This is a genomic window from Cognatiyoonia sp. IB215182, assembly GCF_033963905.1.
GTDB lineage: Bacteria > Pseudomonadota > Alphaproteobacteria > Rhodobacterales > Rhodobacteraceae > Yoonia.
Genome location: NZ_JAXBMB010000003.1, coordinates 271095 through 285047, shown reverse-complemented (window position 1 = coordinate 285047; position 13953 = coordinate 271095). Strand labels below are relative to the sequence as shown.

At 60.7% G+C, this 13953-nt stretch carries 17 protein-coding genes; all 17 read left to right on the top strand.

Annotated elements, in window-relative coordinates:
* Positions 1–104: 104 nt before the first annotated feature.
* Positions 105–431 (top strand): hypothetical protein, encoded by a 327-nt coding sequence (locus tag SLH47_RS07635; RefSeq protein WP_320238876.1) that lies wholly within the window; start codon positions 105–107, stop codon positions 429–431.
* Entirely contained in the window at positions 367–1725 is a 1359-nt protein-coding gene (locus tag SLH47_RS07630) for a DNA-packaging protein (protein WP_320238875.1), read from the top strand. The genes SLH47_RS07635 and SLH47_RS07630 overlap by 65 nt, the downstream gene beginning before the upstream one ends.
* A gap of 109 nt (positions 1726–1834) precedes the next feature.
* Entirely contained in the window at positions 1835–3013 is a 1179-nt protein-coding gene (locus SLH47_RS07625; protein WP_320238874.1) for a phage portal protein, read from the top strand.
* Complete coding sequence (locus SLH47_RS07620) at positions 3006–3218, top strand: hypothetical protein (protein ID WP_320238873.1); 213 nt, start codon at positions 3006–3008, stop codon at positions 3216–3218. Before SLH47_RS07625 ends, SLH47_RS07620 begins: the two co-directional genes overlap by 8 nt.
* Positions 3215–3745, top strand: a complete 531-nt coding sequence (locus tag SLH47_RS07615) for an HK97 family phage prohead protease (RefSeq protein ID WP_320238872.1) — start codon at positions 3215–3217, stop codon at positions 3743–3745. The genes SLH47_RS07620 and SLH47_RS07615 overlap by 4 nt, the downstream gene beginning before the upstream one ends.
* 26 nt (positions 3746–3771) lie before the next feature.
* Positions 3772–4953, top strand: a complete 1182-nt coding sequence (locus SLH47_RS07610; protein WP_320238871.1) for a phage major capsid protein — start codon at positions 3772–3774, stop codon at positions 4951–4953.
* Positions 4954–5118: 165 nt separating this feature from the next.
* Positions 5119–5718 (top strand): head-tail connector protein, encoded by a 600-nt coding sequence (locus SLH47_RS07605; protein ID WP_320238870.1) that lies wholly within the window; start codon positions 5119–5121, stop codon positions 5716–5718.
* Entirely contained in the window at positions 5715–6053 is a 339-nt protein-coding gene (locus tag SLH47_RS07600; protein ID WP_320238869.1) for a head-tail adaptor protein, read from the top strand. The genes SLH47_RS07605 and SLH47_RS07600 overlap by 4 nt, the downstream gene beginning before the upstream one ends.
* Complete coding sequence (locus SLH47_RS07595) at positions 6050–6463, top strand: DUF3168 domain-containing protein (RefSeq protein WP_320238868.1); 414 nt, start codon at positions 6050–6052, stop codon at positions 6461–6463. Before SLH47_RS07600 ends, SLH47_RS07595 begins: the two co-directional genes overlap by 4 nt.
* A 27-nt stretch (positions 6464–6490) precedes the next feature.
* Positions 6491–6907: a phage major tail protein, TP901-1 family gene (locus SLH47_RS07590; RefSeq protein ID WP_320238867.1), complete on the top strand. Its 417-nt coding sequence runs from the start codon at positions 6491–6493 to the stop codon at positions 6905–6907.
* The gene (locus tag SLH47_RS07585; RefSeq protein ID WP_320238866.1) at positions 6907–7221 is read left to right on the top strand and encodes a gene transfer agent family protein; all 315 of its coding nucleotides are present in this window, start codon (positions 6907–6909) and stop codon (positions 7219–7221) included. Before SLH47_RS07590 ends, SLH47_RS07585 begins: the two co-directional genes overlap by 1 nt.
* Entirely contained in the window at positions 7221–7415 is a 195-nt protein-coding gene (locus SLH47_RS07580; protein WP_320238865.1) for a rcc01693 family protein, read from the top strand. The genes SLH47_RS07585 and SLH47_RS07580 overlap by 1 nt, the downstream gene beginning before the upstream one ends.
* On the top strand, positions 7408–8067 hold the full coding sequence (locus SLH47_RS07575) for a phage tail tape measure protein (RefSeq protein WP_320238864.1): 660 nt from the start codon (positions 7408–7410) through the stop codon (positions 8065–8067). Before SLH47_RS07580 ends, SLH47_RS07575 begins: the two co-directional genes overlap by 8 nt.
* 12 nt (positions 8068–8079) lie before the next feature.
* Positions 8080–8712, top strand: a complete 633-nt coding sequence (locus SLH47_RS07570) for a DUF2460 domain-containing protein (protein ID WP_320238863.1) — start codon at positions 8080–8082, stop codon at positions 8710–8712.
* Complete coding sequence (locus SLH47_RS07565; RefSeq protein WP_320238862.1) at positions 8709–9593, top strand: DUF2163 domain-containing protein; 885 nt, start codon at positions 8709–8711, stop codon at positions 9591–9593. Before SLH47_RS07570 ends, SLH47_RS07565 begins: the two co-directional genes overlap by 4 nt.
* Positions 9590–10021: an NlpC/P60 family protein gene (locus SLH47_RS07560; protein WP_320238861.1), complete on the top strand. Its 432-nt coding sequence runs from the start codon at positions 9590–9592 to the stop codon at positions 10019–10021. The genes SLH47_RS07565 and SLH47_RS07560 overlap by 4 nt, the downstream gene beginning before the upstream one ends.
* A 5-nt stretch (positions 10022–10026) precedes the next feature.
* The gene (locus SLH47_RS07555; protein ID WP_320238860.1) at positions 10027–13917 is read left to right on the top strand and encodes a glycoside hydrolase/phage tail family protein; all 3891 of its coding nucleotides are present in this window, start codon (positions 10027–10029) and stop codon (positions 13915–13917) included.
* Positions 13918–13953 lie beyond the last annotated feature (36 nt).

Sequence of the window (13953 nt, the reverse complement as noted above, 5' to 3'; positions counted from 1 at the left end):
GACTTTTTCGGGGCGGCAAACGTAGCTTTAAACCCGCTAGAAAGCAGGTATTTTTCGCCTGTTTCTCGACTGTAACGGAAGTATCCTTACAGGCTTTGTTAATCATGACTGAATTGGACGAACGGGGGCAATTGGCCCTTGATGATGCGCAGACGCGCATTGATGAACTTGCTGATCTTTTTCGCAGTCTGCGCACCACGGTCAGGCTGGCGATTGCGCAAATGGGATCTCCCGACGCGCAAACGCCGAAAGTGACCCTTTCCAAACTGAACGAATTGCAATCCGTACATTTCAAACTGCTTGAGGCAGAGGAGGCGTTTTATGCCAAACAAGACCAAGGCTGTGACACCGCAGAGATCGATTTTGATGCCATCCGTGCTGAGATCGGGCGCCAACTTGATCGCCTCCGCAAAGCCCTGCCACCAGAGTGAGTTTCTGGAAACGCTGACGCCTGCGCAGGCTTTGGCGCTGCCGTACTTGTTTGATTTCTGGGCTTTGCCGCATCAAGTGCCACCTGCCGGAGATTGGCGCACATGGGTGATCCTTGGGGGGCGCGGAGCTGGGAAGACGCGTGCAGGTGCGGAATGGGTGCGGTCCATGGTGGAGGGGCCGACACCAGCGGCGCCGGGGCGTGCCCGGCGGTTGGCGCTGGTGGCGGAGACGATGGAACAGGCGCGCGAGGTGATGGTCTTTGGCGAGAGCGGGATCATGGCAGTGTCGCCGCCCGATCGCAGGCCCGATTGGATTGCTGGGCGGCGGTTGCTGGTCTGGCCGAATGGGGCGCAGGCTTATCTTTACTCAGCGCATGAGCCGGAGAGTTTGCGGGGGCCGCAATTTGACGCGCTGTGGGTCGATGAGCTTGCAAAATGGCGCAAGGGGCAGGCGGCCTGGGATATGCTGCAATTCTGTCTGCGTTTGGGCGACGATCCGCGGGCTTGTGTGACGACGACACCGCGCCGGGCGAAAGTGCTGCGTGATCTGTTGGAGCGGGACAGCACCGTTACAACGCACGCGCCGACCCAAGCGAACCGGGCCAATCTGGCGGAGGGGTTCCTGGAAGAGATTGAGGCGCGCTATGGCGGTACTTCGCTGGGGCGGCAGGAGATTGATGGGGTGCTGCTGGCGGATGTGGATGGGGCGCTGTGGTCCCAAGAACAATTGCTGAGCGCACAGATGGATGAGGCGCCGGTTTGCGACCGTGTGGTGGTGGCAATTGATCCGCCGGGATCGTCGCATCGCGGATCGGACGCTTGCGGGATTGTCGTGGTGGGCGTGGTCATGCAGGGGCCGATGCAGGACTGGCGGGCTTATGTGATTGAGGATGCCTCAATTCAGGGTGCGCGGCCCACGGACTGGGCCAAGGCGGCCATTGATGCGATGCATCGCCATGATGCGGACCGGCTGGTGGCGGAGGTCAATCAGGGTGGTGAGATGGTGGAAAGCGTGGTGCGCCAGGTTGATTCGCTGGTTCCCTATCGGTCCGTTCATGCCAGCAAAGGCAAGGTGGCGCGGGCTGAGCCGGTGGCGGCGCTTTATGAGCAGGGGCGGGTCTGGCATGCCCGTGGCCTTGGGCTGCTTGAAGATCAGATGTGTCAGATGACAACGCGCGGATTCGCAGGTTCGGGATCGCCGGACCGAGTCGATGCGCTGGTTTGGGCTTTGTACGATCTGATGATTGAACCGGCCAAAACCTGGTCAAACCCCAAGATACGTGGGCTGGGATAGCGTTGCGGGGGCACCGCGCGGTGGTGTCCCGGCTTCGTAAGACCTTTGCTGCAAATTGTCTTTCGTGGATCGCAGACGGCCATCACCGGCCGGCACCGAGGAGTTTTGGATGTTTGAGTTTTTAAATCGTGCAAAGCCGGATGCGGCAGCGGTTGAGGTCAAGGCCTCGGCCGCGGGACGTGTGCGCGCGATGTCCGGTGCCGGCCGCGTGGCCTGGTCCCCCCGCGATGTGGCGTCGTTGACCCGCAACGGGTTCACGGCGAACCCGATTGGGTTCCGCTGCGTGAAACTGATCGCAGAGGCTGCGGCGTCCTTGCCCGTGGTCGTGCAGGATGCGGAGCGTCGGTATGAGACGCATCCTGTCCGTTCTTTGCTGGCGCGGCCAAATGCGGGGCAGGGGCGTGCGGAATTGCTGGAGGCCGTGTTCGGGCAGGTGCTGCTGACCGGCAATGGTTATCTTGAGGCGGTTGCCGATGAGGATTTGCCGGTAGAATTGCACTTTCTGCGTTCTGACAGGATGTCGATTGTGCCGGGCGCGGATGGCTGGCCGGTGGCCTATGAGTATAGTGTGAGCGGGCGCAAGCATCGCTTTGCGGTCACGGATGGGCTGAGCCCGATTTGCCATATCAAGAGTTTTCACCCGCAGGACGATCATTACGGGTTCTCGGCCCTGCAGGCTGCGGCTGCGGCGATTGACGTGCACAATGCGGCGTCGCGCTGGTCAAAGGCTTTGTTGGACAATGCAGCCAGGCCTTCGGGGGCGATTGTCTATCGCGGTGCTGATGGGCAGGCTTCGCTGAGTGCGGATCAGTATGATCGCCTGTTGGGTGAGATGGAGACGCAGCATCAGGGCGCGCGGAATGCGGGGCGGCCGATGCTGTTGGAAGGTGGGCTTGATTGGAAGCCGATGGGCTTTTCGCCATCCGACATGGAGTTTCAGAAGACCAAGGAGGCGGCAGCGCGCGAGATTGCGATTGCCTTTGGGGTGCCGCCGATGCTTCTGGGGATTCCGGGGGATGCGACTTACGCGAATTATCAGGAAGCGAACCGGGCGTTTTACCGGCTGACTGTGCTGCCGCTGGCCGCGCGGGTGATGAGCGCGATTGCGGAGTGGTTGTCGGATTTCACCGACGAGACGGTCGAACTGCGCCCCGACCTCGACCAGATCCCCGCGCTGTCCGCAGAGCGCGATGCGCAATGGCGCCGGGTGAGTGAGGCCGCGTTTTTGACGGATGCGGAGAAGCGCGCGCTCTTGGGCTTGCCTGCGCTGGAGGTGGGCGATGGATAACAAGATTGTCGATATGCATGGCAATCCGCGCCAGCAGACGCAGCCGCCGGTCTCGGACTTCTGGTTCGCGCAGGTGGATGTGCGGCTGGGCCGGATCGAGTTCATGGTGTCGCGGTTGGAGCGGCAGATATGGCTGATCGTTTGCGGCTGTGCCGGATTGTTGATTTTCGAAATTGTCAAAGCGCTGAGCGGGGGTGCGTCATGAATTTAGAGCATAAGTTTTGTGCGCTGGGCACGGATGTGACCGTAACGGATGGCACGACGATCAGTGGCTATGCCTCGCTCTTTGGCAAGACCGATCAGGGTGGTGATGTGGTTGAGGCGGGTGCATATGCGGCCTCGCTCTCCAAAGGGCGTGGCGTGAAGATGCTGTGGCAGCATGATCCGGCGCAACCGATTGGCGTTTGGGACGAGGTGCGCGAGGACGACCGGGGGCTTTGGGTTAAGGGCCGCTTGCTGACGGATGTGACCAAGGGTCGTGAGGCGGCATCGCTGATTGGGGCGGGTGCGATTGATGGGCTTTCCATCGGCTATCGCACCGTCAAGGCCCGTAAGGATGACAAGGGCAATCGCCTTTTGTCAGAACTGGAACTTTGGGAAGTGTCGCTGGTGACGTTCCCGATGCTTCCCGATGCGCGTGTGGGGGCCAAAGGGGATGACCCGGCGGATGCCGCGATGCGTGACTTGGCCGCTGCATTTGAGGGTGCACGCCGTTTGATGGCACGGGACTAACCCCGCCACGATCAAAGGACTGATTGATGACGACAACTGAGAGCGAGTCTCGGGTCGGGGAAGATGTGTCTCCTGCCCAGGCTTTGAATACGGCCATCGCCGGGTTCATGAGCGATTTCAAAGATTTTTCCAACGGCGTGAATGCCAAACTTCAAAAACAGGATGACCGGATGAACAAGCTGGATCGAAAGACGATGATGAATGCGCGCCCTGCCTTGGCGGCGGCAGCAAGCGAGGAGGCCCCGCATCAGAAGGCATTTGCGGCCTATCTGCGATCAGGCGATGATGATGGCCTGCGTGGGCTGGAACTGGAAGGCAAGGCGCTGAACACGAGCGTAGCTGCTGACGGCGGTTATCTGGTTGATCCGCAGACGGCGGCGACGATCCAGAGCACGTTGTCTTCGACAGCGTCCATCCGCTCGATTGCCAATGTGGTGAAAGTGGACGCGACCTCTTACGATGTGCTGGTCGATCACACCGAGCTTGGTGCCGGTTGGGCGACTGAGGCCTCGACGATTACCGAGACCGACACGCCGCAGATTGAGCGGATTTCGATTCCGTTACATGAATTGTCGGCCCTGCCGAAAGCGTCGCAGCGTCTGCTAGACGATTCTGCGTTTGATATTGAAGGCTGGCTGGCGGGCCGGATTGCAGACAAGTTCGCACGGTCTGAGGCGAATGCATTTGTTGCGGGTGACGGCGTGGACAAGCCGACCGGCATCCTGAACTACACAAGTGTCGATAATGACAGCTGGTCTTGGGGCAATATCGGTTATGTGCCCTCTGGTACGGCTGGCGGCATCACGCGCGCTGATCCGATTGTGGACCTTGTTTATGCGCTGGGTGCGGAGTATCGCGCAAACGGGACGTTCGTGATGAACTCCAAGACCGCGGGCACGGTGCGCAAGCTGAAGGATAATGACGGTCGCTTCGTCTGGGTCGATGGCCTTGCAGTGGGTGAGCCTGCGCGGCTGATGGGCTATCGTGTGCTGATCGCCGAAGACATGCCGGATATTGCGGATGATGCGATGGCGATTGCCTTTGGTGATTTCTCGGCTGGTTACACCGTGGCTGAGCGCCCTGATCTGCGCGTGCTGCGCGATCCGTTCTCGGCCAAGCCGCATGTGCTGTTCTATGCGACCAAGCGTGTGGGCGGTGCGGTCAGTGATTTCGCTGCGATCAAGCTGCTGAAATTCGCGGTCAGCTAAGGCTTGGCCCGCGAAGGGGTGCGCCCTCATGCAGGGCGTGTCCTTCCCGGACGCATGCGAGACATCCCTTGTGTTGTCTAGCTGCTCCCTTCCGTCCGAGCAATGCGGGGGGTGTGCATGCGTCCGGGAACCCATCGGACGAGACGTGATTTTCGGAGTATTTCCATGATGTTAGTCGAAGAGACCACCGTGCCGCAATCGGCCTTGCCGGTCGCACAATTGAGAGAGCATTTGCGTCTTGGTTCGGGGTTCTCGGACGACGATCTGCAGGATGTGGTGCTGGAGAATTATCTGCGCGCCAGCATGGCGGCGATTGAGGCTCGGACGGGCAAGATCCTGATTGAACGGGAGTTCAGCTGGACCCTGACCGCCTGGCGCGATGGGCGCCGCCAGCCGCTGCCAGTTGCGCCGGTGAACGCGATTTCCGCGGTGATGCTGATTGACATGAATGGGGATGAGAGTTTTGCCGATGGCGATGCCTGGTATCTGGAACCGGACAGCCAGCGCCCAAGTCTGAAGGCGGTCAGCAATTGCCTGCCTGCGGTGCCTGTGAACGGGTCCGTGCGGATTGGGTTGCTTGCGGGCTTTGGTCCCGAATGGGGTGATTTGCCGGCTGATCTGTCGCAGGCCGTGCTGATGCTGGCGGCGCACTATTATGAATATCGTCATGAGGTGTTGCACGGCGCGCCTGCGATGCCCTTTGGTGTCTCATCGCTGATCGAACGCTACCGAACTGTGCGCCTGTTCATGGGGGGGCGGGTATGAACGCCCCACATTTGAACCGTGCGCTCACGCTGGAGGCCCCGGTCCGCGTGCTTGACGGCTCAGGCGGCTATACGGCGGATTGGCAGGTGCTGGGCGTCATCTGGGGCGAGGTGAAGGCCGGCGCAGGTCGGGAGCGTGCTGCTTTTGCCGTGACAGTCTCCCGCGTGCCTTATCGGATTACCGTGCGTTCTGCACCTTATGGTGCGCCGTCGCGCCCTGTTGCCGGGCAACGTTTTCCGGACGGCGCCCGCGTCTTTCAAATCAATGCCGTGGCCGAGAAGGGCCATGATGGCCGGTTCCTGACCTGCCATGTCGAGGAAGAGGTGGCGTCATGAGCTATGGTGTTGCGGCGGCCCTGCAGGGGGCTGTGTTTCAGGCCCTGTCGAATGATGCAGCTTTGGACGCGCTTGTGAATGGCGCGATCTATGATGCCTTGCATGCAGGCGCGTTGCCCACGCTTTACGTGATCCTGGGATCAGAGGATGTCAAAGACGCCTCGGACCAGACGGGTGGCGGGGCGCTACATGAGTTCACCGTGTCTGTGGTGACCGAGAGTGCGGGCTTTGCGTCGGCCAAGGCGGCGGCTGCGGCGGTGAGCGACGCGCTGGTTGATGCGGACCTGACGCTGACGCGGGGCAGCCTTGTGTCGTTGAATTTCTACAAGGCCAAGGCAGCCCGTATTGGCACCGGCGATATGCGCCAGATCAACCTGATTTTTCGTGCCCGCGTGGCGGATGACACGTAACCCCAATTTTTCCAAAGGAGTGAGCCGATGGTGGCCCAGAACGGTAAAGACCTGCTGATCAAGATCGATATGACAGGTGGTGGATCATTTGAAACGGTGGCGGGGCTGCGCGCGACGCGGATCAGCTTCAATGCCGAAAGTGTTGAGGTGACGAGCCTGGAGAGCTCCGGCGGGTGGCGTGAATTGCTGGGCGGCGCGGGGGTGAAGACCGCGGCTATTTCTGGCTCTGGCGTCTTTAAGGATGAGGCGACGGATGAGCGTGCGCGTCAGATTTTCTTTGATGGAGAGACGCCTAATTTTCAGGTGATCATTCCGGATTTCGGGACGGTGGAGGGGGCCTTCCAGATCACATCTATCGAATATGCGGGGTCGCATAACGGGGAGGCGACGTACGAGCTGTCCCTCGCCTCGGCGGGGCCGCTCACCTTTACGGCACTGATCTAATGGCAAACCCCTGGACGGGAGAGGTGAGCGTGACCATCGACGGGGTGCCCCATATCTGCAAGCTGACATTGGGTGCCCTGGTGGGGCTTGAGGAGGCTTTGGGGGAAAGCTCCCTGGTGGCGCTGGCCGAGCGGTTTGAGGCGGGGCGGTTTTCCAGCCGTGATGTGATGGCAGTGATCGTCGCGGGGCTGCGCGGCGGGGGATGGCAAGGTGCATCAGCAGATCTGATGCGGGCCGAGATAGCGGGCGGGCCGGTGGGTGCGGCGCAGGTGGCGGCCGCATTGCTGGCCCGTGCCTTCGCGGTGCCTGATTGATGGATTGGAACGGGTTGCTGCAGGCGGGGCTGGGGCGGCTGCATCTGCGGCCGGCAGAATTTTGGGCGCTGACCCCGATTGAGCTGCAGCTGATGTTGGGTGTCACAGGCACCCAGGCGCCGATGGGCCGGATGCGTCTGGATGATTTGCTGAAGGCATATCCGGACGAACCAAAGGACGAAGAGAATGGATGAAATCGACCAAATCGACGGGCTGGAAAGCGATGTTCAGGCGTTGGAGACGACGCTGGGCGACGCTCGCGAGGTGACGGCCGCCTTTGATAGTCAGTTGCGTGGTGTGCAGGGCACGTTGGCCGATACAACGCGCGATTTGGGCAATCTGGAGCGGGGCTTTTCCGGCGGTTTGCGGCGTGCCTTTGACAGTCTGATTCTAGACGGGGCGAGCCTGTCGGATGCTCTGGGCGGGCTCGCGCAATCGATGGTGAACGCCGCCTATTCAGCGGCGATGAACCCGGTGACCAACCAGTTGGGTGGTGTTCTGGCTAATGGCTTGAATGCGGCGGTTGCCAGCATCATGCCCTTTGCAAATGGCGGATCGTTCTCGCAGGGTCGTGTGATGCCCTTTGCCAAAGGCGGCGTTGTGAGCAGCCCCACGACATTTCCAATGCGCGGTGGCACAGGCCTGATGGGCGAGGCGGGGCCAGAGGCGATTATGCCACTTGCGCGTGGCGCTGATGGCCGGTTGGGCGTGCAGGCTCAGGGTGGGCGCACCGTCAACGTGTCCATGCAGATCAACACACCCGATGTGCAGGGCTTCCAGCGCAGTCAAAGCCAGATTGCCACCCAAATGGCCCGCGCTTTGGGCCGTTCACAGCGCAATCGTTGAGGGGAGAACGAGATGGCATTTCATGAGGTGAGATTTCCTGCTTCGTTGAGCTTTGGCTCGGTCGGGGGGCCAGAGCGGCGTACCGATATCGTGACGCTCGCCAACGGATTTGAAGAGCGGAACACGCCCTGGGCGCATGGGCGTCGGCGCTATGATGCGGGGCTTGGGCTGCGGTCATTGGATGATCTTGAAACCCTGATTGCGTTTTTTGAGGCGCGTCAGGGGCAGTTGATCGGGTTTCGTTGGAAGGATTGGAGCGATTATCGATCTTGTGCGCCATCTGACGATATCTCGGACAGTGACCAGTTGCTGGGGGTGGGTGATGAACTCTTGGATACATGGCAACTGACCAAGACCTATCGCTCTGGTGCGTTTTCCTATGCGCGGCCGGTCAGCAAGCCGGTTGAGGGTTCCGTGCGCGTCTCTCTGGGGGGTGATCCGCTGCAGGAAGGGGTGGATTACACCGTCGACCATGCCAGCGGGCAGGTCAGCTTTGCCCATCCGCCAGACGTGGGGGCGGAGATCAGGGCCGGATTCGAGTTTGATGTGCCGGTCAGGTTCGACACCGATCGCATCATGACCTCGATTTCGAACTTTCAGGCGGGTGAGGCGCCGAACATTCCGGTTGTGGAGATCCGGGTATGACGAAGCCAGCTTTGCTTGCGCATCTGGCGACAGGTGCGACCCATGTCTGCCATTGCTGGGCCGTGAAACGGAAAGATGGGCTGGTGCTCGGCTTTACGGATCATGACCGCGCGTTGTCGTTTGACGGAATCAATTTCCAGCCGGAAAGCGGGCTGACGGCGCGCGCGCTTGCGAGTACGACCGGTCTTTCCGTCAATAACTCTGAGGCGGTTGGTGTTTTGTCTTCCGATGCGATTTCGGACGCGGATATCGAGGCAGGACGTTACGATGGCGCCCTGGTCGAGATGTGGCTGGTGCAATGGGATGATCCGGCAGTCCGTCAGGTGCAGTTCGCTGGCACGCTGGGCGAGATCACGCGGGCAAGTGGTGCCTTTGAGGCGGAATTGCGCGGGCTCTCCGAGGCGCTGAACCAACCGCGCGGTCGATCCTATCTGAAGACCTGTGGTGCGGTGCTGGGCGATGGGCGTTGTGGTGTTGATCTCAATGATCCCAACTTCATGGTGGTGCGCGATTTGGCTGCTCCCACGGACGGTGTTGAGTTTCGCTTTTCAGATCTAAGTGGGTTTTCGGAGGGTTGGTTTCAGGGTGGTGTGCTGACCATAGAAACTGGCGAGGGTCGTCGTTTGACCGCGATGATCCGCGAGGACATGCAAGAGGCTGCCATGCGCGTAGTGCGGTTATGGGAACCCATCCGGTCGCCTATCGCCCTGGGGGACCGGGTCAGGATGACGGCGGGGTGCGACAAGCGGCCTGCGACATGTCGTGAGAAGTTCGCCAACTTCCTTAACTTTCAGGGGTTTCCGGACATTCCCGGCGATGATTGGCTGGTTGGCGTGCCGCGATCCGACCGGCCCAATCGTGGTGGGAGCCGAAGCCGGTGAGTGTGGCCATCGTTGAGGCTGCCCGGAGCTGGATTGGCACCCCCTATCTGCATCAGGCATCGCGCAAGAGTGTCGGCTGTGACTGTTTGGGCTTGTTAAGGGGCGTCTGGCGCGAGGTTTTTGGGGCCGAGCCTGAGCAGGTGCCGATCTATACCGCCGATTGGTCGGAGCCGCAGGGGGACGAACGGCTTTATCGCGCGGCGATGCGGCATATGCGGCGGGTTGATGAGGCGATACTCGCACCCGGTCAGGTGCTGCTCTTTAGGATGCGTGAAGGTGCGGTGGCGAAGCATCTGGGCATCGTTTCGGCGGCGGATCCGGTGCCGCGATTCATCCACGCCTATGCCGGGCATGGGGTCTGTGAAAGCCCGCTTTCGCAGCCCTGGCGCAAACGGATCGTCGCACGTTTCGAGATTTCACAAGGATAAATGACATGGCAACGATTGCGCTTTCTGCCGCCGGGATGGCTTTGGGTGGCTCTATTGGCGGCTCGGTTCTGGGCATTTCAATGGCTGCAATTGGCCGTGCTGCAGGTGCTGCGATTGGCCGCCGTCTGGATCAGCAATTGCTGGGTGGCGGGAGCGAACCGGTGGAGAGCGGGCGCGTTGATCGTTTCCGCCTGACAAGTGCCGCTGAAGGATCAGACATCCAGCAGGTTTTCGGGCGTATGCGCGTACCGGGGCAGGTGATATGGGCGTCGTCATTTAAAGAGGAACGCAGCACCTCTGGCGGTGGCAAGGGCGCACCGCCGGAGCCGGAAGTGACCACTTTTACCTACAGTGTGAGCTTGGCGATTGCCTTGTGCGAAGGCGAGATCAACCGGGTGGGCCGGATTTGGGCCGATGGTGAAGAGCTCTCAAGAGAAGACCTGAATATCCGGGTTTATCCTGGCTCACCTGATCAGGTGCCGGATCCGAAGATTGCGGCGGTTGAAGGACTGGAGAATACGCCCGCTTACCGGGGGACGGCGTATGTCGTTTTTGAGGACCTTGCCCTTGGGCAGTTTGGTAACCGGATTCCGCAGTTTACTTTTGAGGTTATGCGTGCTGGGGCTGATGACCTGTCCGATCAAGTGACCGGCGTCGCGCTGATCCCCGGCACGGGCGAGTATAGCCTGGCGACATCAAGGGTGTACTTGTCGCCCTCATTCGGCCAGCAGGTGGCGATCAATGCAAACTCGCCTTCGGGTCGCAGCGACTTTTCTACCGCGATGGACGCGCTGGAAGGCGAATTGCCGCAGTGCAAGTCGGTGGTGCTGGTTGTGTCCTGGTTCGGGGATGACTTGCGCTGCGGTGACTGCCTGATCAAACCGAAGGTCGAGCAGAATGATGTTGATGCATCCCGCATGCCGTGGACGGTGTCCGGGCAGGATCGCGATGCGGCAGAGCGTGTACCGTTTCGCGAAGGCGCGCCGGTTTATGGCGGCAGGCCGGCAGATGCGTCGGTCGTCCAGGCCATTTCATCCATGCGCGCGCGCGGGCTGAAGCCCGTCTTTTATCCCTTCATCCTGATGGAGCAGCTTGAGGGGAATACGCTGATCAACCCCTATACGGGCACGCCTGGCCAGCCGGTCTTGCCATGGCGAGGTCGGATCACGAGCGCGCTGGCGCCGGGAGTGGATGGCAGCCCGGATGGCACGGCGCTCGCGGCAGATGAGGTTGCGGCCTTTATGGGCAACGCGGACCCGTCGGATTTTGCGGTTTCCGGTACATCCGTAAGCTATACGGGGCCGACGGATTGGGGCTATCGCCGGTTTATCCTGCACTACGCCCATCTTTGTCAGGCAGCGGGCGGGGTTGATGCATTCTGCATCGGTTCGGAGATGCGCGGCCTGACGCAAGTTAGGGGGGCTGGGAATTCCTTCCCGGCAGTTGCGGCTCTGCAGGCGCTCGCTGCGGATGTGCGCAGCATTCTGGGGCCGGATTGCAAGATCAGCTATGCCGCCGATTGGTCTGAGTATCACGGCTATCAGCCTGCAGGTACGGGTGACAAATTCTTTCACCTCGACCCGCTTTGGGCCGATGATAATATCGACTTCATCGGGATCGACAATTACATGCCGCTGTCTGATTGGCGTGATGGTGAAGGTCACACAGATGCCACTGCTGGCAGCATATACAACCTCGACTATCTCCGCGCGAATGTGGCGAGTGGTGAAGGGTATGACTGGTTCTATTCCACGCCCGAGGCCCGTGATGCACAGAGGCGTACCCCCATCACTGATGGTGATGGCGAGCCTTGGGTCTGGCGCTACAAGGATTTTGAGGGCTGGTGGTCGAACCCGCATCATGACCGGATAGGTGGTGTGCGGCAGAGCACGTCAACTGCCTGGATCCCCGAAAGCAAGCCTTTTTGGTTCACAGAGTTTGGCTGTGCCGCTATCGACAAGGGCACCAATCAACCCAACAAGTTTCTGGATCCAAAATCCTCGGAATCGCGGCTGCCCTATTATTCAAACGGGCGGCGCGACGATTTCATGCAGATGCAGTATCTCAAGGCGGTTTATGCGCATTTTGCTGATCCCGCGAATAATCCCGCCTCGGCGGAATTTGACGGGCGGATGGTGGATACCGCGCGCATGCATGTCTGGGCCTGGGATGCGCGGCCCTATCCATTCTTCCCCGCCAATAAGGCCTTGTGGTCGGATGGTGACAATTACGCACGTGGCCATTGGCTGAATGGTCGGGCGACCAGCAGATCCTTGTCCTCGGTCGTCGCGGAGATTTGTGAAAGCTGGGACGTCACGCGCTATGATGTCTCGCAGCTTTACGGTGTTGTGCGTGGCTATGCGATCAGCGATGTCAACTCGGCCCGCGCAGCGCTACAGCCGCTGATGCTTGCCTATGGCATTGAGGCGCTGGAGCGTGGGGGTGTGCTGGTGTTCCGCAATCGTGATGGGCAGGCGACGGCAACGCTTGATGACAGCGCGCTGGCGCTTAATCCCGAGACGGACCAATCCGTTGCACTCACCCGATCGCCCGCGACAGAAGTCGCCGCGCGTGTGCAGATCAGCTATTTGGATGTGGATGCGGATTATGATCCCATCGCTTCTGAAGCGATCCATCCTGAGCCGATCAGCCCCAATGTCACCCGCAGTGAGTTCCCGTTGGCGCTGACCCGCGCGGAGGGGCAGGGTGTGGCCAATCGCTGGCTGCAAGAGGTGCGTATGGCCGATGAGAGCGCCAGTTTTGCCCTGCCGCCGTCGCGCATGGATATTGAGGCGGGCGATGTCGTGGCGCTACAGACCGATGCCCATCAGGGCCAATACCGGATCGACCGGATCGAAGATGCTGGTCTGCGCCTGATCGAGGCGACGCGGGTAGCGCCAAGCGTCTATACACCGCAAGAGCTTCCGGCAGACGGTCCGGTTTTGCCGCCCGTCGTCGCGCCGGTCCCGGTAACGTTGCAATTCCTGGATCTGCCACTGCTGACCGGGGACGAAGTGCCGCATGCGCCTTTTGCGGCGGCCACATCGATGCCCTGGCCGGGTGACGTGGCACTTTATGGCGCGGCCCAGGATAGCGGCTATGCGCTGCAGGACGTGCTGTCGAGCCCCGCCACGATGGGCTTGACGGAAACGCCGCTTGTCGCGGGGCCAGTTGGGATCTGGGACCGGCAGGCACCGCTTGAGGTGACGCTGGTTGATGGAGCGCTGGGCTCCGTTGATGCAACAGCGTTGTTTGCAGGGGCAAATACGCTTGCGATTGGCGACGGGACGCCGGATTTCTGGGAGATCATTCAGTTCCAATATGCTGAACCTGTGGGGCAAAACCGTTTTGCGTTGCATGGGCTGCTGCGGGGGCAGGCGGGCAGTCGCGGGCTCATGCCGGATGTCTGGCCGGTCGGGTCACGTGTTGTGCTGTTGGACGGCGTGCCTGCGCAGATCACGCTACCCTCAGCCGCACGTGGTATCACGCGGCATTTCAGGTATGGCCCGGCCAAACGCCCTATGTCAGACGAGAGCTTTCTTTACGCAAGTTTCGCATTTCAAGGGAACGGATTGCGGCCTTATCCAGTTGCGCATCTGCGCGCAAAGGACGGCGTTGCTGGATTGGACGTCTCGTGGATCAGATGTAGCCGGATCGACGGCGATGTGTGGACTGATGGTGAGATTCCGCTCGGCGAAGACGAGGAACTCTATCGCGTGCGGATCATTCAGGACGGCGTGACGCGGCGCAGCGAGACCGTCACTATGCCCGGTTGGACCTATGCAGCGGGAGATTTGGCGGCCGAGGTCGGCTCTGCGCCTTACCGGCTGGAGGTGGCGCAGGTTTCGGCCCGCTTTGGTGAAGGGTTATGGTCGGCGTTGGTGATGCAGGCGTAACGCTGTGCGGCCCGTGAACATAGCGGATATTGAGGT